Below are 26,346 nucleotides of genomic sequence, written 5' to 3'. Positions count from 1 at the left end.
TTTAATATAAATCAGTAAACAGATAGGTTAGAGTTAAGTATAAAAATAATCCTAAGGACAGAAAGTGACTCTAAGTGACTACCTAGAAAAATTGGCAAATGAGCCAAAAAGCATCGAATTTACCGACACTATGGCAATTATCGATACACATTACCGCTTCACCCCTTGCGCATTTAATAATCATGGTTTACTTAGTGCTGCGAGCGAGAACAATGGTTCTTGCAAAATTTTCGCTTTTGCAAAACTAAACCAACTTAGTAAACAAAATACGCTCGATTGCTTTGGTCAGTTTTATCATCAAGATGTGCTTAACAACCCCAAAGGTAGCGATCATATGAATATTCGCACCTTTATGCTTGCTCCTGAAGTGACCCCGTTTTTAGGCGTAACCTTTACTGGCGAGCCACTTAAAGCTATTTAATCACCCTGCAAGGGTTAAATAAGCGATTTTTCCATAAAATAGCGAGTACCCGTGCGCGGATAATTATTAAGTTGATACTTAACTTGGTAACCGTGCTTTTCATAAAAAGGCTTGGCTTGAAAATCAAGCGTATCGAGCTGCCCCCTCGTTGCCCCAAGCTCAACTGCAGCCGCTTCAAGTGCGACTAATAACTTAGTCGCCAAGCCATTGCCACGTACTAACTCGCTGCACCAAAGCCAATTTATCTGCAACCAATTACCAAATACACAGCCACTAATTCCAGCGACCAATTCCTCTTGTGCGTCTAAAAACTGATAACCCATAGGCATACGCTCAGCATCAAAATGCGCGCTATTAAACGCCACTATTTTTTGACGAAGCGCCTGATTTAAGCAATCGTCATTATTTGCATATAATTGATACATTAACGCCTCTAATATTTATAAAATTAAAAATTATTAAACCAACAGCTGCTTATAAAAATGCATATTCTGTAGCGCCTAACACTAAATTTATAGCTATTTACCCACCTTCAGTAATGTTTACTTGGCAGCTTTGCTATAATCTGCTGCACACTTTTGCCAATGACTAACAGCAACCATTTATGAGCACCAAAATTCGACTCGCTAAATACATTGCCCATGCTGGTGTTTGCTCGCGTAAACAAGCCTCACGCTTAATTGACGAAGGTGCAGTGATAGTAAATAACCGCCCGGCTAATCATATTGACCATGTTGATGAGCAAGACCAAATAACAGTTAACGGGCAAATTATTAAAGGCACTGCTGAGTTAATTTATTTTGCTTATCATAAGCCTGTAGGTATTGACTGCAAGCTTGATCAGAATGACCCTGCTAGCCTTTATCACCACCTGCCTACTATTACGCGGGTTTACCCTATTGGCCGTCTTGATAAAGACTCCCGTGGCTTGCTTATATTAACCAACGATGGTGAGTTGTGTAACCAACTAATTCATCCCGACTTCCACCAGCCAAAACGTTACTTAGTTAGCGTTAATAAAAGCATTGATGCCGAGTTTTGTACAAAAATGGCCGCAGGTGTACCGGTAGATAAGCAAATAACCTTGCCCTGTAGCGTTGAAAAAATAGCAGACAAACAATTTAGTATTATTTTAAAGCAAGGGCTTAATAGGCAAATTAGAAAAATGGCACACTATTGTGGTTACAAGGTAATTGACTTGTATCGCGAGCAAATTAGCGAGCTAACCCTGCAAACGCTAAACCTTGCCCAAGGGCAATATATTGCAATTAATAAAAGCGATATTATAAAGTAAGCGCCTTTTAAAACGCTTTGGGGTTTTAAAATAAATTTAAAAGCTCACTGCAATCATTGCAATAGCTGTACTTATACCAACAAACCACATAATTGAGCGCATAATATCTAGGTTAAGGTAGTAAAAAGCACAAAATAAAACACGCGCTACAATGTGGCTCATCGCCAAGGTTTCGGTTACCGCATTAACATTATTAGTGCCTAATACCACCGCAAGTGCAACGGCAAATACTGCTAACGACTCAAAACAGTTTTGGTGTGCAGCTAAAGCGCGCGCTCCTAAACCGGTTAATTGAGTTTGTTGTTGGCGCGGATGCTTGTTGTCGTAGCCGCCCAATTTATTAAGTTCGATTACTGCGGGTATTCTTGCTAAATAAGGCATTACAACGGCCAATAAAGCACAAGCGATTAAAATAGTCATAGTACGGTTCTTTGTTATTGTTAATTATTTAAAATAACACACCCACTATAAAAAAGCCGCCAGATAAGCACCTGACGGCTAAACAGTAACATCAAGCCAACTATAAACTAATTTACGGCAGTTAAACTGCGGCATATTGTCGCAGCTGAGCCTAAAGCACTATCGCTTTACTTTGTATACCTTGTTAACTTATCGCCCTCTATTATTTTTGTATTGTTATTATGACTTGGGTATTTTTCACTTTTTTAGCCGCTTTTATGCAGGCGTGGCGCAATGCACTACAAAGTAAGTTAAGTAGTAATGTGAGCGTAGCTGGCGTTACTCTATCGCGTTTTATTGTTGCAGGCCCTATTGCTGCTGTGTATTTGTATGGTTTATATCAATACCAAGATACCGCTATGCCTAGTTTTAATAATGCTTTTTGGGGCTTTATTATTGGCGCAAGTATTATGCAAATTCTTGCTACTGGCTTAATGGTTAAATTATTTAAAATGAATAATTACGCTGTGGGCGCTGGGCTTGCAAAAAGTGAGGCTTTGGTTGCCGCTATTTTAGGAGTATTATTTTTTGGCTCGGCGTTAACCTTATTGGGTTGGTTGGGGGTATTTTTAGGGGCTATTGCCGTACTGCTAATGAGCGGTATAACCAGCATTAAACGCTTCGATGCCAAAACAGCTTTATTAGGGCTTGCGTGCGGTACTTGCTTTGCGCTTACTTCATTATGGGTACGTGAGGGCAGTTTAAATTCAGGGCTATTATTTCCTCACTCTGCTGCTTGGGTACTGCTTTTTGTTATTAGCTTACAAACTCTAATATTGCTGGGTTATTTATTATTAAAAGAGCCACACACCCTCAGTAAACTTTGGCAATATAAGGGCACAACTGTCGCGATTAGTATTTTTAGCTGTGTGGGCTCTATTGGTTGGTTTAGCGCCATGAGCTTGCAGCATGTTGCCTATGTAAAAACGCTTGGCCAAATAGAGGTGTTTTTTACCATACTCATTGCCGTACTGTGGCTAAAACAACCGCTTAAAAAACAAGACAGCGCCGGGTTATTACTTATTGCTGTTGCCGCTATTTTAGTCATGCTGCCCAATTAATTACTGGCAAAAAAAAGCGCAGGATTAAAAGCCTGCGCTTTTTTGATTAAACCGCGTTGAGTTTACTTTTTAATGACTTATTTTAAGTGTGATCACACCGCAAATAATCATTAATACACCGGCAATACGGCCAAAAGTGGCGGCATCACCATAAAACAAAATGCCCACAATAAATGTGCCAGCAGCGCCAATGCCTGTCCATACCGCATAAGATGTACCCATAGGAATATCACGTTGGGCTAGCCACAACATAAAACCACTAACCACCATAAATGCAACCGCAATGCCAATACCTAACCAGCGGCTGTCACTTTGTTGCGAAATTTTTAAGCCTATTGGCCAGCCAATTTCAAGCAAGCCCGCAATTATTAAATACATCCAAGCCACTTAAAGCACTCACTCTATTAAAAATTTGCGGTATTTTAGCGAGCTAATTTATTCATTAACAGCAATAAACAAGATTAATGATAATTAACCAGCTCACACTTTAATAAGCTACCTATTTTGTAGTGATTAAAAGCTACTTTTTTGCTTATCCGCACTAACCTTTTTATCGTCGCTCACTTTTTTTAGCATTATGTCGTATAAATCTTCACGTCGATCTTTTAAGTTACGTACTGTCCCTTCGCTGTGAAGAATTTTTAATTTATCCATATCAAGGTCACTAAATAACAACATTTCGGTATTAGTGGTTGCCTCATTGAGTGTTGCATCATGTGGGAATGAAAAGTCAGACGGTGTAAGTACTGCCGATTGTGCAAACTGTACATCTAGGCTTTCTACTTCTGGTAAGTTACCAACAGAGCCTGCTATAACCACATAACATTCGTTTTCAATAGCGCGTGCTTGAGCACAATGACGTACCCGTAAATAGCTATTTTTAGTATCAGTCCAAAAAGGTACAAATAAAATTTCTAAGCCTTCTTTGGCCATAATTCTAGATAGTTCTGGAAACTCAACATCGTAACAAATTTGAATACCAACACGCCCAGCATCAGTTTCAAATACCGCTATTTTGTCGCCGCCTTGAATAACCCAGTCATTTTGCTCATGCGGGGTAATATGAATTTTACGTTGCTCATCTATTTTACCGCTGCGGTGACATAAATAACTGACGTTATAAATTTTATCCCCGTCGGCTACTGGCATTGAGCCGGTAATAATATTGGCATTGTATTCAATTGCCATACGCGACATAGCATTTTTAAAGGTTTCTGTGTACTCGGCTAAATTGCGGATCGCTTCGGTTTGATTAACTTGCTCAGTTAAGCCCATTAGCGGGGCATTAAAAAACTCAGGGAATAAAATAAAGTCACTTTGATAATCAGAAACCGTATCAACAAAATACTCGACCTGCTTGAGCATTTCCTCTACCGACTCCACCTTACGCATTTGCCACTGCACCGCACCTACACGCACAATCGACTTTACTATATTAATAACGGTGTCGGTTGGTTCGTACAATATGTTATTCCACTCCAGTAATGTGGCATAACCTACTGATTCTTGATCTTCGGGTAAATACTTTTTAAGTAAGCGTTTAACTTGAAAATCGTTTGCTAGCTGAAAACTTAAGATAGGATCGTACAGCTCTTTTTGATCTACTTTAGCTATATATTCCATTGGGGTCATTTCATTACTATGATTGTAATAACGCGGAATACGACCACCCGCTAAAATAGCGCGTAAGTTGTATTGGCGGCACAATTCTTTTCGGGCATCGTACAGCCTACGCCCAAGGCGCATACCTCTGTGCGTTTCGCTAATCGCAACATCTAAGCCATACAGTGCATCGCCAGCGGTATCACTAAATACGCGGTCATGACCATCGGCTATGTCTTCATAGGTATGGGGGTTAGAAAAGCGGGCATAGTCTACTTGCACGCTTAATGCTAAGCCTACCAGCACACCATCATCCACAATGCCTATTTGCCCTTCTGGAAACTGGTCTATTAATCTAAAAATTGTATGGCTAGGCCATGCACCACCTAAATCTGGGTATGCTTGATCCATCAAGGTTTTAATTTGTGGGTATTGCTCTTTAGTTAAATTACAAATTTCGAGATGGGTTTTTTCTACCGTCATACACAACTCCTTGAGGAATGGGGAATAAAAAAGCCGAACATGCGCCCAGCTTAATAAAATAGTTGATGTGCTATTACTTAATTCATTTTTATTGTTTTAAACTACGATAAAAAAGTGTAGTTACACGCTCTTTAGGTAACCAGCTAGCGTATTCAAGGCCAAGCTCTGCCAATGGGTCGGCGTTAAGTACTTGCTCTAAGCTTGCCTTGTTTTGCATTGCTTTAAGCATAACATCTTTGGCTTTTTGCACCAGCTTACGATACACCACCAGCCCTGAACGATCGCTTAGCGGACCATGTCCTGGGATCACTTTTGTATTATCGTCAATTTGTTTCACTACGTCATCTACAGCCGCTAAAATACCATCAACACTGCCACCACTGTCTACATCTACAAACGGTAAGCTGCCAAAGTTAAAGAAAATGTCGCCCATGTGTACAATGTTAGCCTTGTTAAAAAATATGACTGCGTCACCGTCAGTATGTGCATGCTGATAATGCATTACATGAGCATGTTCGTTGTTAAAGTGCAGCTTTAAATCGTGGCTAAAACTAATCCGTGGTAAAAAATCTGACCCTTCACCATGCTCCGCTACTAAGCGCTTATGCACATTATCGTGAGCAATAACGTGGGCACCTGCTTTAGCAAAATTTTCGTTGCCTCCGGTGTGGTCGCCATGATGATGGGTGTTAATTACAAACTCAGTACTGCCGGGCTGTAAATCGCTAATCGTTTTTTTAATATCGCTTGAAAGCTTGGCAAATTGATCATCAATAATATAAATACCATCGTCGCCGACACTTACAGCAATATTGCCTCCTTGACCAAGTAGCATATAAATATGCTCGCTCAGTTTTTGCGTTTTAACTACACTTTCATCGGCATAAGCCGCACTACTTAACAACAAACCAGTGATTAATGCGGGAAGTAATTTTTTCATTTTAGTGCTCACTTATATTTATAATTAATTATCGTCTATTTATGAAGAATAACTACACGACATAGACTCTGCCTTACCTAAAAACCAAACATACGGCTGTAAATTTAATCTCGAAAGATAAACAAGCTCTAGCTTAGTTCACTAAACAGCTACTTGCCTTTTGGCGATATTATTATTTGATGTACTAGCGCTTGTGGTAATAATGGCGTGTTTTCTGCATTAATATATTGACTAAAACCGGCACGATAAAAGTTTGATAACGGGTGCCCCGACTGCCCGCCAGGTACGGTTAAAATGGCGTTTTCTAAATGTCCGGGCTGTACAATAAAGCGCTGTGAAGCACCAAAGCTACGCCCCTGCACTGCTGGCATGTAACTATCACCAAACCCTGGCGTTTTTGGCATATTTAAAAAGCGGGCAAGTATTGGTATTTGTTTAGCAAACGGATGCTCTATAACCAGCTCGTTTACTTTGCCCCACTGCCAGCCTTGAATGTTATTACCGTATTGCGTACTGAGTTTAGCAATAGTTTGACTAAATGCCCCCTGCAGCTGCTGCTCCCAAGTTGAAAATTGTGGATTGAGCCAACTGCTTGGTTGCGCGTTAATAAGCTGCCAAACTGCCGGTTCTAAGTCACGCCTTACGTAGCTCAACGTGCCATTTTTCTCACTTAAGCTTTGCTGCAACGTACTAAAGGTAATATTAATCACTTCATCGCGATAATGCTTTACCAAGGTATAACCTACTGAGCTTGCACACGCGCACTGCTGCCAGTTTTCAACAGCGCTAATATACGCGGCGTTATTACCTTCACCGGCTTTGAGTTGCTTGAGCAATAAAGCGTGCCAAGGAATTAAAAATCGTGCTTGGTTATCAAGCTGTAATTGATAAAAATCGTCCTCAACAAATTTTTGTTTTTCAAACAAGCGGTCGCGCACTTGTGTTGCACGCGCGCCAAGTGAATATCCGCCGTTACCAAAGCGCTCGTTATCCTGAGCACTTACCACCCGTGAGTTTGCAGTCCATATTCGTCCACTTACTGGGTTTTTAACCACGGGGCGCTGCGCTTCATTTTGCAACCAAAGCGGCGAGTAATCAGTACTTTTCACACTAAGCTCGCTGGGTGTTTTACGCCCAGGAATTCCCCCCATTAACTTCCATGCGGCACTGCCTTGGCTATCAACTACAATTAAATTTTGTACCGGAATACCTACATCGCTGGCTATAGCAAGGGCATCATCAACTTCGGTAGCCTGTTCGAGCTGTAATAATTGCATATTAACCGCATAACTTTGATGCGCCGTCCAGCTCAGTGCATAAGCTTGCCCGTTAATATATTTTACCGGGCCATATTCGCTCAGGGTAAGTGTGTAAGTTTCGGCTTCATTATTAGGTAATGCAATTTGCTCATCTACTTGCCACGTTTTATTGTTACTTGTAAGCGCAACCCAATCCGCGGTATCAATATAACCATTGGTAAACCCCCATGCGATATTATTATTAGTGCCTACTACAATAGCTGGCGCACCCGGTAACGATACGCCCGTAACTTGGGTTTTTACATTGTTATGTACATAATTTAGTTGCGCTTTGTACCAAATAACAGGCACCGCCATTGCTAGGTGCATGTCATCGGAGAGCATAGCAGCTCCGGTTGTAGTTAATGCGCCGGTAACTGCCCAGTTATTACTGCCGCGCTCTTGGCTTGCTGCAAAAGAATTAAATGCATACATTGCTGGTGTTGATGATTGCACAGTGGATGATTGCTGCGTTTGTTGCTTGGGTATTGGTAGTTTAGGTATGCCTGCGCTGTAAGGTGCTAGTTGGCTGCTATCAAGCGCAGCTTGGTATTGACTAGGTTGCGTTAAAAATTTGAGCATATGTTTGCCGTATTGCTGCTCAATTTGAATTAATGCTTGGTCGCGCTCAAAGGTGGCACTTTGTAAATCAAGATACATACTAAAAATTATTAATAGGCTGTCTTCGCTTTGCCATGGCCTTTGCTGTGCACCAGTGAGCAAATATTCAAAGCTTGAGTAACCTATTTGCGCTAACCCTTCGTTAACCCCTTGAGCGTAGCTTTTAAGTAATTGCTTATCCGACTCAGGAAGATTTTTTAAAATAACTTGGCTGCGTTTACGCAATTGATGAAAACGCATTTTTTTATCTAGTGCTAGCGCCGCCTTACCAAAAATTTCGCTCAACTCACCAGCGGCATTACGTCTGAGTAAGTCCATTTGAAAAAATCGGTCTTGCCCATGCGCATACCCCAAACCATAAGCGGCATCGTTGTGGCTTTGTGCTTTTATAACAGCTTGACCAAGTACATCACGCGAAATAATGACCGACTCATTAATCGCTTCGCTATGACCTTTGCCGTCAAGCGCTGGTAAACTCAAACTAAGTACACCATAAACAACCGCAGTACCGGCCAGCCCTAAAACCACTACTAACAGCAGCAAGCGCTTGATTACTTTAAACATCCAGCTATCCTTTAAAAATTCTAATAAAGTATTATTAACATATATTTACTATCCTTCTATTAAAAAGTCATATTCTGCGGCGCAAAGGATGAAATAAACCTCAAAATCCACGATAATAGCTAATCCACATATTGTGCAGCCCTAGTTGAGATGAGTATGACTGATAAAACATTTATAAAAGGTAAAGACCGCGATTTAGAATCGTCGATCTCTACTATGCAAAATAAGCTAAAAGCCCTTAATATTAATATTGAGGAAGCGTTATGGCTTAACCCTGTAGCTAACTGTTATTCGGTACATATTCGTGACCAAGACTGTGGCGTAATGTTTACCAATGGTAAAGGCGCAAACGACAAAGCATCGTTAGCTTCGGCATTAGGCGAATACTTTGAACGCTTAAGCTGTAACTACTTTTTTGCTGACTTTTATTTAGGTGAAGAATTTGCCCATGCAGAGTTTACCCATTACCCAACCGAAAAGTGGTTTACAGTAACAAACGATGAAGTGCCTGAGGGCATTATGGATGAAAGCTTATGGGACTACTTTGACCCAGAGCGCGAACTTAATGCATCGCACCTTTTCGATTTTAACTCTGGTAATGTTAAGCGTGGTATTTGTACTGTGCCATACACCCGCCAAAGCGATAACCAAGATGTGTATATTCCGGTTAACGTTATTGGTAATATTTTTGTATCTAACGGTATGAGTGCCGGCAATACTAAATTTGAAGCACGGGTACAAGGCTTATCCGAAGTATTTGAACGCGCTATAAAAAGCCGCATTATTACTGAGGGCTTGTGTCTGCCTATCGTGCCTGAAGAAGTAGTTAAGCTGTATCCTAAAATTCATGAAGCGTGTGAAGAGTTACGCAGCCATGGTTTTCATTTACGTATTGCCGATGCCTCTCTAGGCGGTAAATACCCAGTAATGAGCGTTACCCTTATTCACCCAGCTGATGGCTCTGTATTTGCTTCTTTTGGTGCTCACCCATCATTTGAAGTGGCACTTGAGCGTACCGTAACAGAACTATTACAAGGTCGTCGTTTAGATCAACTTGATGTGTTCCAACCTGCTACTTTTGATAATGATGAAGTTGCCTCTCCAGAAAACACTGAACTGCACTTTATTGATTCTAGCGGCTTAATTTCTCATGACTTTTTCCGCGCAAAAGCCGACTTTGACTTTGTGCATTGGGACTTTAGCGGCACAACTGAGCAAGAATATAACTTTTGTACCGACTTAATCCATAGCATGGGGCATGATATTTACATCATGGATTACACTCACTTAAACGTATATGCATGTCGTATTTTAGTCCCTGGTATGTCAGACATTTACCCAGTTGATGAACTAATTTGGCGTAACAACAACGAAGGCGCTAAGTTCCGCGAAACATTTTTATCACTTGATCAGTACGACGTTGAGCAATGGATGGAAATTTATGACTCACTAGAGGAAGCGGGCCATAGCGATATCATTCGCGCTGCCGAGTTTATTGGTTTAGTAACCGACCCTGATACATCTTGGGATACGCTGCGTATTGGTGAACTAAAAGCGCACCTTTGCCTAGCCGCAGGTAACGAAGAAGCCATTGATTGGGTTGACTGGATATTACATACCGGGCAAGTAAACGAAGATGCAATGCGTCACTTTCGCTGTTTAAAAGCTATTTTAGAAATAAAATACGATGACGAACGCGAATATGCAGACTATCAAGATGCATTAGGCTTAATGTTTGGTACTGCCAATGTAACGCTCGCAATTGAAATAGCTGAAGGCCGTAAATTATTTAACGGTTTAACCTTCCCAGGCTTATCGCTTACTGGCTTTACAAAGCATGCTGCATTACTCGATGGTTATCGCAAGCTCCATGTAGCTAAACAGCAGCATTGGGCACGCGAGGTTAGTGACTCGTAATTTAGTTAAACTATTAATTATAAAAATAAAATGGCGCATAATCTGATGCGCCATTTTTATTTGTACAATAAATTAGCTATAGTGGATACTGTCTAATATAAAAGCAAAATGTAGCTAATGTCGCCAATGAATAATAGTAAAAATAATAAAGTTCATAATTTTAAGCTGACCTTCTGGCTATCACTTACTCTTATTGTATTAGTAAGTGTTGTACTTGATCGGATTAACTATAACCGAGCAAAAGATGCACACCGATTACAAATACTCTCTGAAGTAAGCACTTACCGAGCACAACTTGAAGCTATTTTAGTGTCTAATATTCAGCTAATTCGTGGTTTAGGTGTTGCTGTTGCCGCAGAACCAAATTTACAGCAAGCACGCTTTGCGCAAATTGCTGCCCCCTTATTTGAGACCTCAAACGAACTACGAAATATTGGTGGCGCACCCGACATGGTAATTAACATGATCTATCCGCTTGCCGGTAACGAACAAGCCCTAGGCCTTAACTTTTTAGACAATGAAGCTCAACGTATCGATGCAATTAGAGCCAGAGACACAAATAAAATTGTAATGGCTGGCCCATTAGCGTTAATACAAGGTGGTTCTGCACTCATTGCTCGCGTTCCTGTTTATAAAGCGGATAAATCCTTTTGGGGGCTGCTTTCTGTGGTATTAGATCTTGAAAAAGTATATGCAAACGCAGGTATTAATGAACTCGAAAAACAATACAACGTTGCTATTCAAGGACGCCATGGCTTAGGCACAAAAGGCGATTTTTTTTACGGTGAGCCCGCCATAATAGAGCAAGATCCTCTTGAGTTTTCTTTAAGTTTTCAAGGCGGTAATTGGCAACTTTATGTTGCTCCTAAAAAGGGCTGGAGCCCTGTAAGTTCTTCTATTTGGCCTTTGCGTGTAGCTATAATAATTATATGCGGCCTATTAATTTGGGCGTTTTTATTCTTTTTAAAAATGTTTAACCGCCAACAACAAAATGAAAAAATGCTAGAGGTTATGAGCGATCTGGCTCTAGTAGGCGCTTGGTCGTTTAATTTAGAAAATAAACAAGCGTATTGGTCTGATATGACCAAAAAAATATTTAAATATTCACCTGACGAACAACCACAATGGCCAAAGGATCTTGGCTACTTTAAGCCCGGAAAAAGCCGAGAAAAAGCAGCTAAATTAATTGAACAAGCAATTAAATTTGGTGAGAGCTACGAAGCTGAACTTGAAGTTATTGATGCTAAAGGTAATATTATTTGGGTATTGGTGCACGGTGAAGCTGAGCATAAAAATGATCGCTGTATAAGAATATTTGGCTCATTACAAAATATTGATACCCGTAAAAAAATAGAATTAGAAAATAATAAAATATCGTTATTTAACGAAGCCTTGGCGTCTTTAACCGTTAACGATCAAATTTTAAACGGACAATTAAGCCAATCTAAAGGTGTGATTACTCAAGCAATTTGTCAGGCGCTCAACGTAGATCAAGCCAGTATTTGGCTATTTAGCGAAAATAGAACCCAGCTCAAGCCTATTGCCTTTCATAATATAAACACCACAACAAATAACAACAATGAACCATGGTTACAAAAAGATATTCCTGATTTTTTTGAAGCCATAGAGCGCAAAGCCATATTTAGTGCAGCAGATGCACAGCAGTGCCCTATTTTAATGCCAATTAAAGAGCACTACCTAAAGCCACTAAAAATAAATGCCATGTTGTGTGCAGTTATTCCTGCCGGAAGTGGGATCATAGGTATGGTTTGCGCCGAGCAATGCAATACAACCCGCGCTTGGGCGCACAACGAAGAAAGCTTTTTAATTGCTGTAGCAGCACTTATTGGCAGCCTTTACTCTAGCCAAAAGCGTATAGAAACAGAGCAACAACTAGTAACCGCCAAAGAAACCGCAGAGCAAGCTGTAGCTGCTAAAAGTGAGTTTTTAGCGAGCATGAGTCATGAAATTCGCACCCCTATGAATGGCGTGCTAGGGATGCTTAATATTGTTAAAAACACAAAGTTAGATCAACAACAAATGCACCACATAGAGCTTGCTCAGTCGTCGGCGCAATCATTACTGAATATTATTAACGATATTTTAGATTTTTCTAAAATAGAGGCTGGTAAATTAGATATTGAAAAAATTCAATTTAATTTACCACGTTTGTTAGGTGAGGTTGTTGAATCATTTGCGCTTAAAGCGGAGCAAAATAATACCATCTTAATTTTAGATGCAACCCTCATCACCGTCAGCGAAATAGTTAGCGACCCTAATAGGTTACGACAAATATTAAGTAACTTAATTAGTAACGCGGTTAAGTTTACATTTAACGGAAAAATAGTAGTCACCGCAAAAATTGATGAAACAACCGATGGTACATCTTTAGTTTGTTCCATTATTGATACCGGTATTGGCATAAAGCCAGAAAAACACTCCACATTATTTGACTCATTTACCCAAGCAGATACCTCAACAACACGCCAATATGGTGGCACTGGCTTAGGGCTCGCTATTGTAAAACAGTTATGTGAGCTGATGGGAGGTGAAGTAAGCGTAACCAGTATGCTAAACGAAGGCAGTACTTTTTCGTTTTCAATAAAAATAAAACCTAAATTAAGTAAGCAGCAAGACCTACCTAGCCATTTAATTAAAAACAAACATATTTTAATTATTGATAGCTGCTTATTAAACTCAACCATTGCTAAAAAGCAGCTGATAATATGGCAAGCAAATGCCAATACCTTAACCGACTACACTGCTGTAAGTGCGTATTTTAAAGATCAGGCAACTACAACCCTCGATGCTATTTTAATCGACTATTATTTTTTTGAACAAGCGCCGCAATCGCAAATTACTGAGGTTAAAAATTACCTAGCTAAGCACAGTTGTAAGCTAATAATAATGGCACCTATGAGCTATTCCAAAGATGACTCTACGCTAAGTTTAAAAGTAGACTCAATGATTTTTAAGCCATTAACACCCTCAGACTTATTTGACTCTCTTGCTAATGATAAATACATAGAACAACAGCAACAACAGGCACAACTACAAAATAAACTCACTGAAACGCCATTAGTTAATACAAATGAGCCACAAGTTTTATTAGTAGAAGACAATAAAATTAACCAAGTTGTTGCTGGGGCTTTATTAAAACAAGCCGGTATTTCATTTGATATTGCTGAGAATGGACGAGAGGCGATAAAGCAACTAAATGAGCAACCCGCTAATACTTACCAGTTAATTTTAATGGACTGCCAAATGCCTGAAATGGACGGCTACCAAGCAACTAAAGCGATTAGAAATGGCGACTCGGGTAAGCATTATCAAAACATAACTATTATTGCTTTAACAGCCAATGCAATGCAGGGAGACAAAGAAAAGTGCTTAGCAGCGGGTATGAATGATTACTTAAGTAAGCCACTCGATTTTAGTGCACTGCACCCTAAACTTCAGCAATGGCTTGGCACTCAATAAAAGTGTAAGCTAATCATATAGTTTATTAGTTGAGATGAGTTATGCAATTATCAGCAAATCAACAGCGTATTATTGGCTGTTTACTAGAAAAGCAAAGTACAACTCCCGAACACTACCCTTTGTCGTTAAATGCGCTAACTAATGCGTGTAATCAAAAATCAAATCGTGCACCGGTTTTAAACTTAACCGACAGCGAAGTGCAAATTGCACTCGATGAATTAATAAATGCTCGACTGGTTACCATTGATGAAGGGCTTTCTGGGCGAGTAAATAAATACGACCACCGTTTTTGTAACACCGAGTTTAGTAGCTTAAAATTTAGTGCGCAGCAGCGCGCAATTATTTGCTTGTTACTGTTACGGGGTGCACAAACTCCCGGAGAATTAAAAACGCGATGCGCACGATTAGCAAATTTTAATAGTGTAGATGACGTTGAGCTTGCACTTAATAAATTAATTGAAAATGACATAATAACCAAACTCGCGCGCGAATCGGGTAAACGTGACTGTCGTTATATGCATTTGCTTGGCGAGCAGCCAATAAGTGAAATAACACGCCCTGCAGAGCAAACGACTGATGAGTTAAAAAGTGAAGAACTCAATGAGTTACTCGCCGAAGTAGACGAGTTAAAAACCGAGTTACAAAAAATTAAAGCTCACTTAGGGCTTTAATTTGTTAGCCCTAAATCACATAATACAAGTGCTCTGCTGAGCGAAATAATTATTTAACCCTAAGGAGTTGGCCATGCGCGCCGAGATTATGGCTGCAATGAAAGTGCAGCCAGTTATTGATGTAAATGCTGAAATTAGCCGTCGTGTTAACTTTATTAAAGCCCGCTTAATAGCAGCCCATGCAACGTCTTTGGTATTAGGTATTAGTGGTGGAGTCGACTCTTCAGTGTGCGGTCGTTTATGCCAACTTGCTGTTAATGAACTTAACCAAGAGCAAAGCACTACTGATTATAAATTTGTTGCGGTACGCTTACCTTACGGTGTGCAAGCCGACGAAAATGAAGCGCAACTAGCGGTTGATTTTATTCAACCTAGCAGCCGCATGACGGTAAATATTAAGCCCGCAACCGATGCGCTACACGAACAAACAATGGCGGCTATTGTTGGTAACGGTGAATCACTCCCTGAGCAAGAAAAAATTGATTTTATTAAGGGTAATGTTAAAGCCCGTCAACGCATGATTGCACAATACGAAATTGCTGCATTTTGCCAAGGTTTAGTAGTTGGCACCGATCACAGTGCCGAGAATATTACCGGCTTTTATACCAAGTTTGGTGATGGCGCTTGTGACCTTGCACCGCTTTTTGGCTTATCTAAACGCCAAGTGCGCGCTTTAGGTAGTACATTAGGTGCTTCGTCTGTATTAGTTAATAAAGCACCTACCGCAGATTTAGAAAGTGATCGCCCAGGACTTACCGACGAAGAAGCGTTAGGTTTAAGTTATGAGCAAATTGATGACTTTTTAGAAGGTAAACCGGTTACGCAACAGGTTGAACAAACACTTAGCGCTATTTATCAGCGTACGCAACATAAGCGTCAACCAGTGCCAACTATATACGATGAGCTTTAATACAGTAATTATCGTACGATACCTTAGTAATTTGACTGATCGACCGCTTAAAGTATTACGTAAGATTTTAATTAAATTGGTATTAACGCTGATCCCCTGCCAAAAGAGAGTTTTGTAGTATATATGACACCACCGATTTTAATTACAGGTGCTGGGCAACGCATTGGCCTTGCTTTAGCTAAACATTTTATTGCACAAGGGCAGCCGATAATTATTACCTATCGTACTCGCCACGCTGCAGTTGATTTACTGGAGCAGCAGGGCGCTGTATGCATTTATGCAGACTTTAGTACTGATGATGGTATTAGCACTTTTATTAAAGCACTTAAAGAGCATACCAACTCACTACGCGCTATTTTGCATAATGCTTCCAGTTGGGACTGCGAAGCTAATAACGCCAACTTTGCGCAACTGTTTGACAATATGATGCGAATTCATGCAAAAACACCTTATTTAATTAATTTACTGTGTGCAGAGTTATTACTAAATTATCAAACTGAGATGAATACTCCCGCAGATATTATTCATCTTACCGATTACGTAGTAGAAACAGGTAGCCCAAAACATGTCGCTTATGCAGCAAGTAAAGCAGCGCTTGATAACTTAACAAAGTCGTTCAGTGCTAAGTACGCACCTAATATTAAAGTAAATTCGGTTGCACCATCGTTAATTATTTTTAATGAGCATGATGATGAACAATATCGTGCTAAAACGCTGAAAAAGTCATTAATGGGTATCGAACCAGGATGCCAAGAAATAATCAATAGTATTGATTTACTATTACATAGCCACTACATCACAGGCCGCGCTATACCTGTAGATGGTGGTCGGCATTTAAAGTAAACCAAACTAAATTAACTGAGAAATTTATGCATAACGAATTAAAACAAAGCTATGAAAATATTATTACCGCTGTAGGGGAAGATCCTAACAGAGAAGGCTTACTCGACACGCCAAAACGTGCTGCTAAAGCAATGGAATACCTAACTCAAGGGTATCGTCAAACATTAGAAGAAATTACTAATAACGCCGTATTTACCTCAGATGCAGACGACATGGTATTAGTACAAGACATAGAGCTTTATTCTATGTGTGAGCATCATTTATTACCTTTTACTGGCCGTTGTCATATCGCTTATATTCCCAATGGCAAAGTATTGGGACTGTCTAAGTTTGCCCGTATTGTTGACATGTTTGCCCGTCGTTTTCAAATTCAAGAGCAACTAACTCATCAAATTGCTAAAGCCGTTGAAGAAGTAACGGGTGCAACCGGGGTTGGCGTAATTGTTGAAGCTAAACATATGTGTATGATGATGCGCGGCGTAGAAAAGCAAAATTCAAGTATGCGTACCTCTGTAATGCTGGGTAACTTTAGAGCCGATCCAAAAACACGTAATGAGTTTTTGCAGCTAATAAAAGGCTAACTTATGGCTAATGCAATTATTAACGTAACCAATTTACGACTGCGTACTTTTATTGGCTTTAACCAAGAAGAGCGCGAGAAAAAGCAGGATGTAGTGATTAACTTAGAAATTCATTACCCTGCACACGACGCCTGTAAAACCGATGAAGTAGATCAAGCACTAAACTACAAAGTAATTACCAAAGAAGTAATCACTTTAGTAGAACAAGGCGACTTTTTATTACTCGAAAAACTGGTTGCTGAAATTCTTGCTGTTTGTCATTCACACCCAAGTGTTCATTATGCTAAGGCTCGCGTAGATAAACCGCATGCATTACGCTTTGCCGATTCTGTGTCTTTGACGTTAGATTGGGCTAAATAATACGTGTGGATCAATTGATTTAGAATAAATAAGAAAGCTTAAATAAGCTTTTCGACACCTAAGGTAAGGGCGATAACGGCTAAGTAGCGTGCCCCCTTACCTAGTGTTACCAACAATAAAAACGTACTAAAACGCACTTTAAATATTCCCCCTATTACGGTAAGCGGATCGCCAACTATAGGTAGCCAGGCAAATAATAAACTATATACACCGTATTTATTAAACTGCTTTTGTGCTTTTTCAAGCCCCTGCTCTGACACTGGAAACCAGCTTTTATCTTTAAAGCGCAGTACTTGAGTACCCAACCAGTAATTAACGCAGCTCCCTAATACATTGCCCAAAGTGGCAGCTAGCCATAACAACAATAAATTTACTTTACCTTGGGTCATCATAGCTACCATTACCACCTCTGACGAGCTGGGCAATAAAGTAGCCGATATAAAAGCGCTAAAAAATAGCGTGAGATAAAGCATAGTATCCTTAACAATAGGAAGTAAATAAAAAATAAACCCAGCAAAAGCTGGGTTTAAAATACGCTATTAACAAACCGACATTGCTATTTTATCAAATTTAAACTCAACGGGTAGTCAAACTCTTTACCATCATTGGCTTTAACCGCGGCAATAATCACCATTACAAACGAAAATATAGCGACTATTGGCAGTAAAATTACACCAATAACAACAAACATTAAAAGAAAACACACAAGGTAAGCAATCATCATAGTGATTTGAAAGTTGAGTGCTTTTTTGCCATGAACATCAACAATCGGCATGTCATCTTTTTTTATTAACCACACAATTAACGGCCCAATTACAGAGCCTAATGGCACAATAAATCCAGACAAGGCACTTAAATGACAAAGCATTGCCCATGTGCGGTCATCTTTTTTGACGGGTTCCAGCTGTTGCTCATCATGCATAACGCTATCCTTATATTTACTATTTTCGCGTGAGTGTAAGTGTGTATCTCATAACTATAACTCAGTTTATAAACTTATTTAGTAACTAAAGCTAACTTAGTAATAAATTAAGGCATCACTTTTAAATGATGCCTTTAGCTTATTACTCAATGGTTGTACTTTGCTTACTCTTTAATACCCATTAAATCGAGCATAAATGCATAGTTTAGCGCGGTATCTTCTAAGCGCTTAAAGCGCCCTGATGCACCGCCATGCCCTGCTTCCATATCAATTTTAAACAGTAACTTATTGTCATCTGTTTTATAGTCACGCAGCTTAGCAACCCACTTTGCTGGCTCAAAATACTGTACTTGCGAGTCGTGCAGACCCGTAGTTACTAGCATATTAGGGTACGCTTGCTTAGACACTTGATCGTACGGCGAATAAGATAGCATGTACTCATAGTATTCTTTTTCATTTGGGTTTCCCCACTCACCATATTCGTTAGTTGTTAGTGGAATACTTTCATCAAGCATGGTTGTAACCACATCCACAAAAGGTACTGCGGCAACCATACCTTTGTAAAGTTCAGGAGCTTGGTTTGCTACTGCGCCCATTAATAAGCCACCAGCGCTACCGCCTTGGGCAAATATTTTGTCTTTAGCGCCATACTTTTGCTCTACCAGTGCTTTAGTCACATCTATAAAGTCATTAAACGTATTCTTTTTAGTAAGTAATTTACCATCGTCATACCAGGGACGACCTAACATTTGCGAGCCTCGAACATGGGCAATAGCAAACACAAAACCACGATCAAGTAAACTTAAACGCGCACTTGAAAAAGTTGGATCCATAGTGGCGCCATACGAGCCATAACCATATTGTAGCAATGGGTTCGTCGCATCTTTTTTAAATTTATCTTTACGGTAAACTAAGCTTACGGGGACTTTTACACCATCGCGGGCGTTAATAAATATACGTTCAGATGCGTAATTATCAACATTAAAGTTGCCTAGCACAGCTTGTTGTTTTAAAAGCGTTTTATCCGTTGTTTTTAGGTTTATATCGTAAGATGAACCCGGCGTGGTCATGCTCGTATAGTAAACACGTAACTTATTGCTGTTTATATCGTTATTACCATAAGCACTAATAGTGTAGGCACTGTCGTTAAAAGATAATAACTGCTCTTGATTAGTGCTTAAATTGCGTATTATTTGTCGCGATTGCCCCATTTCACGCTGTTGGTAAACCAAATAGTCATTAAATAACTCTATCCCTTCTAGCTTTATATCATCACGTGCTGGGATCAGCGTTTGCCAGTTTGCTTGATCATGTGCTTTATTAATAGCGACTTTCATTAGCTGAAAATTAACCGCATTTAAATTAGTGACAATATAATAACTCTCACCTAATTTAGAAATACTATACTCAAGATTCGCTTGGCGTTTAATTAAGCGTTGAGGCATTGCTTTAACGTTATTTGCGCTAAGCACCGACATACCTGATGCAGTGCTACTACTGTGCCAAATATAAATTTCAGTACCGTCTTTGCTTTTACTTAACCCGGTGTAATAGCTTGAGTCTGTTTCTTCGTAAACTAGTTCGTCATTGGCCTGCGGCGTACCTAAAGTATGGCGATAAACCTGGTAGCCTAACAAAGTCTGTAAGTCTTTTTTAATGTAATACAGTGTTTTGTTATCGTTTGCCCAAACAAGGTTACCACTTGTGCCTTCAAGCGTATCTTGGAGTAGCCTCCCGGTGCTTAAATCTTTAATTTTAACGGTATAAATACGTCTACTGAGAGTATCTTCACCGTAAGCCATTAAGTTACCGTTTGGACTCACATCTAAACCACTTATAGCATAATAGTCATGAGCCTTAGCAAGTTCATTTACATCTAAAATAACCTGTTGGTTAGCTCCTGAAAAGTCACTGCTACGCACATAAGTAGTGTACTCGTTATTGCCACGAGTTTGCGACGAGTAATAATAATCACCTTTTTTTATCGGTACTGAATCGTCATCTTTTTGAATACGCCCTTTAAGCTCGGCAAAAAGTTTAGCTTGCTGCGCTTGAGTATGAGCAAGCATGGTATTTGTATAGCTATTTTCAGCCTCAAGGTAACTAATAACATCGGCTGCTTTGCGTTCATCGTCACGCAGCCAATAGTAATTATCAATGCGGGTATCGCCATGAATAGTCATGGCGTGCGGTACTTTTTTAGCTATAGGTGCAACAACTTGAGGTAACTGCTCTGCTGTAGTACTTATAACGTTTGTTTGGACTGCTTCGGGCGCCTGATTGCAGCCACTTAAAATAGCTAAAGATGATATAGCTAGAACACAAGGGATATGTTTCATAAGATAAAGCCTTTACTTTAGTGAAGCTAAATAAAAAGGGAGCCGAAGCTCCCTCTAAGTAACAATTAAGTTATAAGCTTACTTTTGCTTACGACGACGCATAAATGCAAGCGGCGCAGTAAGTAATAACCAAGCTAATGAACCCGAAGATTTTTTCTCTGGCTCTGGTGTTACAACAACCGGTGGTGGTACTACTTTAGTAATACTAACCGTAACCATTGCAGGCTCTGATACATTACCACGCGTATCAATTGCCACTACTTGTATCTGGGCTGAAGAATCACCTGTCAGTAAAGCTGTGTTAGTAACAACAACTTGACCATCGGCATCAACACCCAAACCTTGGTGAGTATTTGACTGAACAAAGTACTCTGAAATAGCTAAATCAAACTCAGACTCTGTTACTGTTAAAGCACCTACAACGGTACCGTTTGCTGCATCTTCAGAAACAGTAAATTCACCACCAACAAGCGCTGGCGCTGAAACATCTGGAACCTCTAAATCAGCAGCTGCCATCACTTTAACAACATCTAAGCCTGAAGCCTGTGTTAGCGCAAATGGACCACTTGCTGTAACAACTGCTTTTTCACCTGGTTTAAGTGTTGTAACTGCTTCACCTGTTTCAAGCGAGGTAAATGCTACTTGAGGTTGCATACCAAATACAGTTGAACCTGTAACACTATCAGTTTCTGTAAATACACCACTTTGATATGCAGCATAACCCACAGATGCTTTAAAGTTCATCTGCTCGCCTAGTAGTGTCCCATCTATATTAAGTAGTTCAGAACAACCAGAGAAGGTAATGGTGTCCTCTCCCGCAGAGTGATAAAGCGGAGTACCCCACGCCCATGAATCATTACCCGCGCCATCTGTCTCACCAATTAGCGTACGGCTACGCCCAGGGAACGCTGTATCGCGGCCACGGTCGTTTAAGTTTGTCATAAACTGATCTGCTACACCGTCATTATCGGTATCAATTTCTAATCTGTAACCCGCTTGGAAGGTATGCGTTAGTGGGTCACGTAGTTGAATCGATGAGGTAACAAATATGCCTGAGTCACAAAACTCTGCATTAAACGCCGAGAAAGTAGTTGCTAGAATATTAAATTCAGCTTCTGCAAATGTTTTCTCAACACCCACTGCAACAATGCTTTCTGCTTGTGGCATAATTTCAGTTTGACCACTATTTGTAACAACAAGAGCCATTTCACTATCGACGATTTGCGATGAAACGCTTAGCTCAGTAGCAGCTTTAGGCATTGCATGATAAACAAGGTGTAAATCATGGTCAGTATCTGTGCTGGCATCATCAAACACCAAAGCACCATCAAACTCTACTGAGGTTAATGCTGCACTTCTTGCTGCAACTTCCTCTGCGCTAAATGGGTTATTTAGATTCCACTCTGGTAACTTAGCTGGATCAACGGTTAATACTACGTCAAAATTAATAGCTTGGCCTGCAGGAACAGTAATTGATGCAGGGAAATCCCAACTAATAGCCGCAGTATCTATATCGCTCTGGTAACGCGCTTCTGTACGTAAGTTATAAGTTTTAGCGTCAGCTGAGAAGTTCTTAACTGTTACCGTTTTAGTTAACGATGCAGTTTCTGTCATGCTTTCTAAGCCAAATGAAAGCGCTGCTTGCTTGGTATTAAACTTAGCGTTATTTACCCATGCAGCAACCGGTAAATTAACCGCTTTAGCTACATCAACTAAACCTGCGCCAATCATACTAATAGGTGCTAATTCTGAAGCAGGATTAATTGCTAACGGCTCGTTTGTTACATTTAAATTAGCCGCATTCATTATTGTTGCTTTAATTTCAAAGGCATTACGATCTGGATGTGCTTCACGAATCATCGCAACAGCACCAGCAGTAATTGGACCTGAAAAAGATGTACCTGAAACTGGGTTAGTACCAGTTTGAGTACCTGCTGCTGCAACATCAATACTAGTACCTGGTGCGGTAATTTCTGGTTTTAATAAACCATCCATTGAAGGACCACGAGATGAGAACGTAGCTACAGCGCCAGATGTAGTTTTAATGTCAATGCTAATATCAAATGTTGCCGGACCACCTGCTGCTAACTGTGCTTTTAAAGCCGCACCTGCAGCAAAATTAATGCCTACGTTTTTAATTGTTACAGCAGCATCAAAACCACCCATAGGAGCTGGTGTACCATCATCAGTATTGTTTGCAATCATCACAAACTCTGCACCATTTATTTGTGCGTTTAATACTTTGTCGGTAAATGCACAAGCACCACGGTCTATTAATACAGCTTTACCGGTAAAATCAACATCGGCGGCAAAGGCAACACAGCCATCTTGATTAGCGTCTGGATAAACTAACTCAATGTCTGCACCTGTTATTGTGTAAGCTTCTTGAGGACCAAAACCTGATGGCTGAATATTACCTTCAACGCCAGCAATAGTACCTGTAGCAACACCTATTTCAGTTGTAGGGTGCGTCATTGCACCTACAGATAAGGCATTAGGTGTGGTACTTGGGCCGCCTATACGGAATGGGTTATCACCATCGTTACCCGCAGAAATGACCATATTAACGCCTAATTCAACAGCACGCTGAATTAAGTATTGTGTACCGCCGCCAGTATATGTGTCGCCAAACTCGCCACCAAGCGACATATTCATTACATCTACACGGTCAGAAATATCACCATCGCCATTAGGATCCATTGCGGCTTCTAGTGCTGCAGCCTGTGCGGCACTTGGACAACCGCCACCACATACAGAGTAAACATAAAGTTCAACGTCTGGCGCAATACCATTTACTGAGTTTGAAGATGAAGTACCGTGGTTTGTTGGATCTCCTGTTACTGGAGAGTTAGCAGGATCGTTCTCTATCGGATCAGCGTCTTCATTAATAAAGTCGTAACCACCTTTAACAACACCTTGAGGCCAAGCCACTGTAGTAGGATCTGCTTGCGCTGCTAAATATGCTTCAACTGTACCTGCTCCACCAAATGCTTGGTGAGTGTAATCAATACCCGTATCTAATACCGCAACACGTTGACCTTTACCGCTTGCAATACCGTCTACAATAAGTGGTTTTGCGTTAATATAGTCAGAGCTTGCTGCAACATGCAGTTCGCTATCGAACATAGGTAATACTTTTGCTACTCGTGAATCTTTAGCAATTTTAGCAAGTGCTTCAGCCGAAGCTTGAACGATTAACGTAGGTGCTAATATTTTGGTTTTACCAATTATTTTCGCATCAAAATCTAAGCTATTTAACTCAAGAGTCATAGTGTCTTGAAGTTGCTCTATATTAGCTGTAATTTCACGATTATTTGATTGCTGGTAAGTACCTGCAACATAGGCGTCTACTGATGTTGTAGCGCGTAATACAATCATATGTGCCGATGGTTCTTTTTTATCTGCAACTTGTTCTTTTACTGCTTCAGCTTTTTGATAAGTAATATTAGCCGTAGGTAAGTTACTTGCACTTGCAAGTGTTGCAATAAATGCGCTTGAGACAGCAGTGGCAATTGCTGTTTTCTTTATTATATTTTTAGACATCATTTCCCCTAGGATAGGTTATGTATTATTGTATTTACTATATTCAACCATGGGCTTAAATATAAAACTTAAACCCATACGTGAGCAACACCTTAGTTACATTTAAGTTACAAGCAACACATAAAAACAGAGAAAACACTAGCAACAAACTGATTCCAAAGGGAAAAGAAAGAAATTAAGTTTGTGAATGATTGTAAACAACCAACACTTATTTTGAGATGTAAATGGATAACGAAGTAATTAATATTTTAAGCATGGCCAAAGTGATTCAAACCGCGGTTGCTCCCGTCTTTTTAATTACAGGTATTGCTGCCACTTTAGGGGTTTTATCAAACCGTTTAGCGCGTATAACAGATAGAGCTCGTTTGCTTGAACGTAGACTAAAAGTAAGCACTGATGATGACTTTAATCTGTCGTTAACCACCGAGCTAAGAGCGCTGCTAAAGCGCTCTCGTTGTATACACCTTGCATTTAGCTTGAGTGTGTTAAGTGCATTGTTGGTTTGTGCGGTTGTTATGTTATTATTTTTATCGCATATTCAATCAGTTAACTTAGGCGTAACGATAGGTAGCTGTTTTGTAGCTGCTATGGCTTTGCTTATATTTGCTTTTATGTCGCTACTTTGCGAAGTGTTTTTAGCCACTCGCAGTATGCGCCGTGGCATGATATTCGCCGACGTCGATATTAACGATTAAGCCTCAAGCAAACCAAACTATCGCTTTCACTTGAATAAAAGTGGCAGCTAAGATACAAAGATAGAATTAGAAACTTTTACTAGGGATAAGTTTAATGAAATTGAAGCAAGTATTTATCGGGGCATTATTATCAACATGCGCACTTAGCGTATCAGCAAATTCTGCATTTAAAGAGCCAAGCGACGCTATTGAATATCGTCAAGCTGCATTTTCTATGCTCTCAGTACAAATTAGTGACATGGGCGCTATGCTTAAAGGCAAAATTCCTTTTGATGCAGATAAATTTAAAGCACGTGCAAATAACGCAGCTGCACTGGCAAAAATGCCATGGGAAGCGTTTTACGAAGGTACTGATAAGGGTGATACTGCTGCACTTGCCGCTGTTTGGGCTGAAAACGACACTTTTATGAAAAAAGCAACTGCATTTCAGCAATACGCAGATGAACTTGCTGTAGCTGCACAGTCTGGCGATAAAGCTGTTATTGGTAAAGCGTTTGGCGCATGGGCCAAAGGCTGTAAAGATTGCCACACGCAATTTAAAGACTAAGTTTTTAAATAATAAAGGCGCCTATTTAATTCATAATCGGATTTAAATAGGCGCCTTTTTATTTTTAACCCAAGTTAAGTAAATAACTAAGTGGCTCACTGCCCCAAGTTGTCATAAGCACTACAAGCAATATTAAAAATACGACCCAAGCTAACCAAGGTGCTTTTGTAAGTATTGCTGGCTTTTCATTTGGCTGTTGTTTCGTTCCGGTGATCATCGCTTTCACTAAAGGCTTGCCTTTAATCTTATAAATTACAATTGCTAAAACATGCAAACCTATCGCATAAAGTAAAATATCAAAGTTTAAACTATGTAACCAATTAGCAAAATCAACTGTACTGCTCGACACGTACTGCGCTAAAGGCCCATCAGTTAAAATACCATCACTACTCATTAAGCCACTAACAAGCTGAGTAATAATAAGTATAAAAAACAACAACACCATATAACTACCTGGCGCAGAATGCCCAAGCGGAGTTTTATTAGTTTTAAGTGAGGTTATTACCGCTTGCGGGGAGTGTATTAACGCGCTTAACTTAGCTGTTTTACTGCCTATAATCCCCCATATTAATCGCGTTAAAATAAGTGCTAAGGTAAAAAAGCCAGCAATAAAGTGCAGTTCAATCATACCTTCTTCAATACTAAAATAGAGCACAGCAATACTAAACACTAATAACCAGTGAAAGCTTCTGACAAAGCCATCCCATACTTTTACTTTAAACATTAGTTATCTCGCTAATTAAGTTATTGTTTCATTATTTCAAACTTTGTTTAGATTTGCATTAAACCTATTAT

Annotated in this window: 23 protein-coding genes; 12 read left to right on the top strand and 11 right to left on the bottom strand. The window is 39.9% G+C overall.

Annotation, left to right across the window (positions count from 1 at the left end):
- Positions 1-64 precede the first annotated feature (64 nt).
- Complete coding sequence (locus I6F41_RS13740) at positions 65-421, top strand: HopJ type III effector protein (RefSeq protein ID WP_011326815.1); 357 nt, start codon at positions 65-67, stop codon at positions 419-421.
- A gap of 14 nt (positions 422-435) precedes the next feature.
- Here I6F41_RS13740 and I6F41_RS13735 read toward each other — a convergent pair whose 3' ends face one another.
- Positions 436-846, bottom strand: a complete 411-nt coding sequence (locus tag I6F41_RS13735) for a GNAT family N-acetyltransferase (protein WP_179807256.1) — start codon at positions 844-846, stop codon at positions 436-438.
- 179 nt (positions 847-1,025) lie between these two features.
- On the opposite strand from I6F41_RS13735, the gene I6F41_RS13730 reads away from it, so the two are divergent.
- Complete coding sequence (locus I6F41_RS13730; protein WP_011326812.1) at positions 1,026-1,715, top strand: pseudouridine synthase; 690 nt, start codon at positions 1,026-1,028, stop codon at positions 1,713-1,715.
- A gap of 36 nt (positions 1,716-1,751) precedes the next feature.
- On the opposite strand, the gene I6F41_RS13725 is transcribed toward I6F41_RS13730, so the two are convergent.
- Complete coding sequence (locus tag I6F41_RS13725) at positions 1,752-2,135, bottom strand: MAPEG family protein (RefSeq protein WP_086997040.1); 384 nt, start codon at positions 2,133-2,135, stop codon at positions 1,752-1,754.
- A gap of 221 nt (positions 2,136-2,356) precedes the next feature.
- Between I6F41_RS13725 and I6F41_RS13720 the strand changes: the two genes are divergently transcribed.
- The gene (locus I6F41_RS13720) at positions 2,357-3,235 is read left to right on the top strand and encodes a DMT family transporter (protein WP_179807257.1); all 879 of its coding nucleotides are present in this window, start codon (positions 2,357-2,359) and stop codon (positions 3,233-3,235) included.
- Positions 3,236-3,304: 69 nt separating this feature from the next.
- Here the strand turns inward: I6F41_RS13720 and I6F41_RS13715 are convergent, their stop codons facing one another.
- The 4 genes from I6F41_RS13715 to I6F41_RS13700 all read right to left on the bottom strand — a co-directional run bounded on the left by I6F41_RS13715 (position 3,305) and on the right by I6F41_RS13700 (position 8,743).
- Positions 3,305-3,622: a DMT family transporter gene (locus I6F41_RS13715; RefSeq protein WP_041454308.1), complete on the bottom strand. Its 318-nt coding sequence runs from the start codon at positions 3,620-3,622 to the stop codon at positions 3,305-3,307.
- Between the two features lie 126 nt (positions 3,623-3,748).
- Entirely contained in the window at positions 3,749-5,320 is a 1,572-nt protein-coding gene (locus I6F41_RS13710; protein ID WP_011326808.1) for a bifunctional GNAT family N-acetyltransferase/carbon-nitrogen hydrolase family protein, read from the bottom strand.
- An 88-nt stretch (positions 5,321-5,408) separates the two neighbouring features.
- Complete coding sequence (locus I6F41_RS13705; protein ID WP_011326807.1) at positions 5,409-6,260, bottom strand: MBL fold metallo-hydrolase; 852 nt, start codon at positions 6,258-6,260, stop codon at positions 5,409-5,411.
- Positions 6,261-6,409: 149 nt separating this feature from the next.
- Positions 6,410-8,743 carry a penicillin acylase family protein gene (locus tag I6F41_RS13700; protein ID WP_182684263.1) on the bottom strand — a complete coding sequence of 778 codons (2,334 nt, stop codon included), beginning with the start codon at positions 8,741-8,743 and terminating at the stop codon, positions 6,410-6,412.
- A gap of 156 nt (positions 8,744-8,899) precedes the next feature.
- On the opposite strand from I6F41_RS13700, the gene ycaO reads away from it, so the two are divergent.
- The 7 genes from ycaO (at position 8,900) to folX (ending at position 17,505) form a co-directional block, all read left to right on the top strand.
- The gene (gene ycaO / locus I6F41_RS13695) at positions 8,900-10,660 is read left to right on the top strand and encodes a 30S ribosomal protein S12 methylthiotransferase accessory factor YcaO (RefSeq protein ID WP_086997093.1); all 1,761 of its coding nucleotides are present in this window, start codon (positions 8,900-8,902) and stop codon (positions 10,658-10,660) included.
- 117 nt (positions 10,661-10,777) lie between these two features.
- Complete coding sequence (locus tag I6F41_RS13690) at positions 10,778-14,140, top strand: ATP-binding protein (protein ID WP_182684262.1); 3,363 nt, start codon at positions 10,778-10,780, stop codon at positions 14,138-14,140.
- Positions 14,141-14,181: 41 nt separating this feature from the next.
- Positions 14,182-14,811 (top strand): YceH family protein, encoded by a 630-nt coding sequence (locus I6F41_RS13685; protein ID WP_089367542.1) that lies wholly within the window; start codon positions 14,182-14,184, stop codon positions 14,809-14,811.
- Between the two features lie 73 nt (positions 14,812-14,884).
- Entirely contained in the window at positions 14,885-15,721 is an 837-nt protein-coding gene (gene nadE, locus I6F41_RS13680) for an ammonia-dependent NAD(+) synthetase (RefSeq protein ID WP_011326802.1), read from the top strand.
- Between the two features lie 123 nt (positions 15,722-15,844).
- Positions 15,845-16,564: a dihydromonapterin reductase gene (folM, locus tag I6F41_RS13675; protein WP_011326801.1), complete on the top strand. Its 720-nt coding sequence runs from the start codon at positions 15,845-15,847 to the stop codon at positions 16,562-16,564.
- Between the two features lie 26 nt (positions 16,565-16,590).
- On the top strand, positions 16,591-17,145 hold the full coding sequence (gene folE, locus I6F41_RS13670; protein ID WP_058372272.1) for a GTP cyclohydrolase I FolE: 555 nt from the start codon (positions 16,591-16,593) through the stop codon (positions 17,143-17,145).
- 3 nt (positions 17,146-17,148) lie between these two features.
- Positions 17,149-17,505 carry a dihydroneopterin triphosphate 2'-epimerase gene (gene folX / locus I6F41_RS13665; protein ID WP_011326799.1) on the top strand — a complete coding sequence of 119 codons (357 nt, stop codon included), beginning with the start codon at positions 17,149-17,151 and terminating at the stop codon, positions 17,503-17,505.
- 38 nt (positions 17,506-17,543) lie between these two features.
- Here folX and I6F41_RS13660 read toward each other — a convergent pair whose 3' ends face one another.
- The 4 genes from I6F41_RS13660 to I6F41_RS13645 form a co-directional block, all read right to left on the bottom strand.
- Positions 17,544-17,978 carry a YqaA family protein gene (locus tag I6F41_RS13660; RefSeq protein WP_089367541.1) on the bottom strand — a complete coding sequence of 145 codons (435 nt, stop codon included), beginning with the start codon at positions 17,976-17,978 and terminating at the stop codon, positions 17,544-17,546.
- 83 nt (positions 17,979-18,061) lie between these two features.
- Positions 18,062-18,427, bottom strand: coding sequence for a DUF4870 domain-containing protein (locus I6F41_RS13655; RefSeq protein WP_182684261.1), 366 nt, complete (start codon positions 18,425-18,427; stop codon positions 18,062-18,064).
- Positions 18,428-18,591: 164 nt separating this feature from the next.
- A complete protein-coding gene (locus I6F41_RS13650) occupies positions 18,592-20,766 on the bottom strand; it encodes a S9 family peptidase (RefSeq protein WP_182684260.1) in 2,175 nt (724 codons plus the stop codon).
- Between the two features lie 78 nt (positions 20,767-20,844).
- A complete protein-coding gene (locus tag I6F41_RS13645) occupies positions 20,845-24,309 on the bottom strand; it encodes a S8 family serine peptidase (RefSeq protein ID WP_182684259.1) in 3,465 nt (1,154 codons plus the stop codon).
- Between the two features lie 224 nt (positions 24,310-24,533).
- Here I6F41_RS13645 and I6F41_RS13640 point away from each other — a divergent pair, with 224 nt between their 5' ends.
- Positions 24,534-25,004, top strand: coding sequence for a DUF2721 domain-containing protein (locus I6F41_RS13640; RefSeq protein ID WP_011326794.1), 471 nt, complete (start codon positions 24,534-24,536; stop codon positions 25,002-25,004).
- Positions 25,005-25,098: 94 nt separating this feature from the next.
- Positions 25,099-25,551 carry a c-type cytochrome gene (locus tag I6F41_RS13635; protein ID WP_011326793.1) on the top strand — a complete coding sequence of 151 codons (453 nt, stop codon included), beginning with the start codon at positions 25,099-25,101 and terminating at the stop codon, positions 25,549-25,551.
- Between the two features lie 64 nt (positions 25,552-25,615).
- Here I6F41_RS13635 and I6F41_RS13630 read toward each other — a convergent pair whose 3' ends face one another.
- Positions 25,616-26,275 (bottom strand): cytochrome b/b6 domain-containing protein, encoded by a 660-nt coding sequence (locus I6F41_RS13630; RefSeq protein WP_086997074.1) that lies wholly within the window; start codon positions 26,273-26,275, stop codon positions 25,616-25,618.
- Positions 26,276-26,346 lie beyond the last annotated feature (71 nt).

Origin of the sequence: Pseudoalteromonas sp. SCQQ13 (assembly GCF_015864415.1) — a bacterium.
Lineage (GTDB): Bacteria > Pseudomonadota > Gammaproteobacteria > Enterobacterales > Alteromonadaceae > Pseudoalteromonas > Pseudoalteromonas nigrifaciens.
This window is presented reverse-complemented; position numbering and strand designations above follow the sequence as displayed.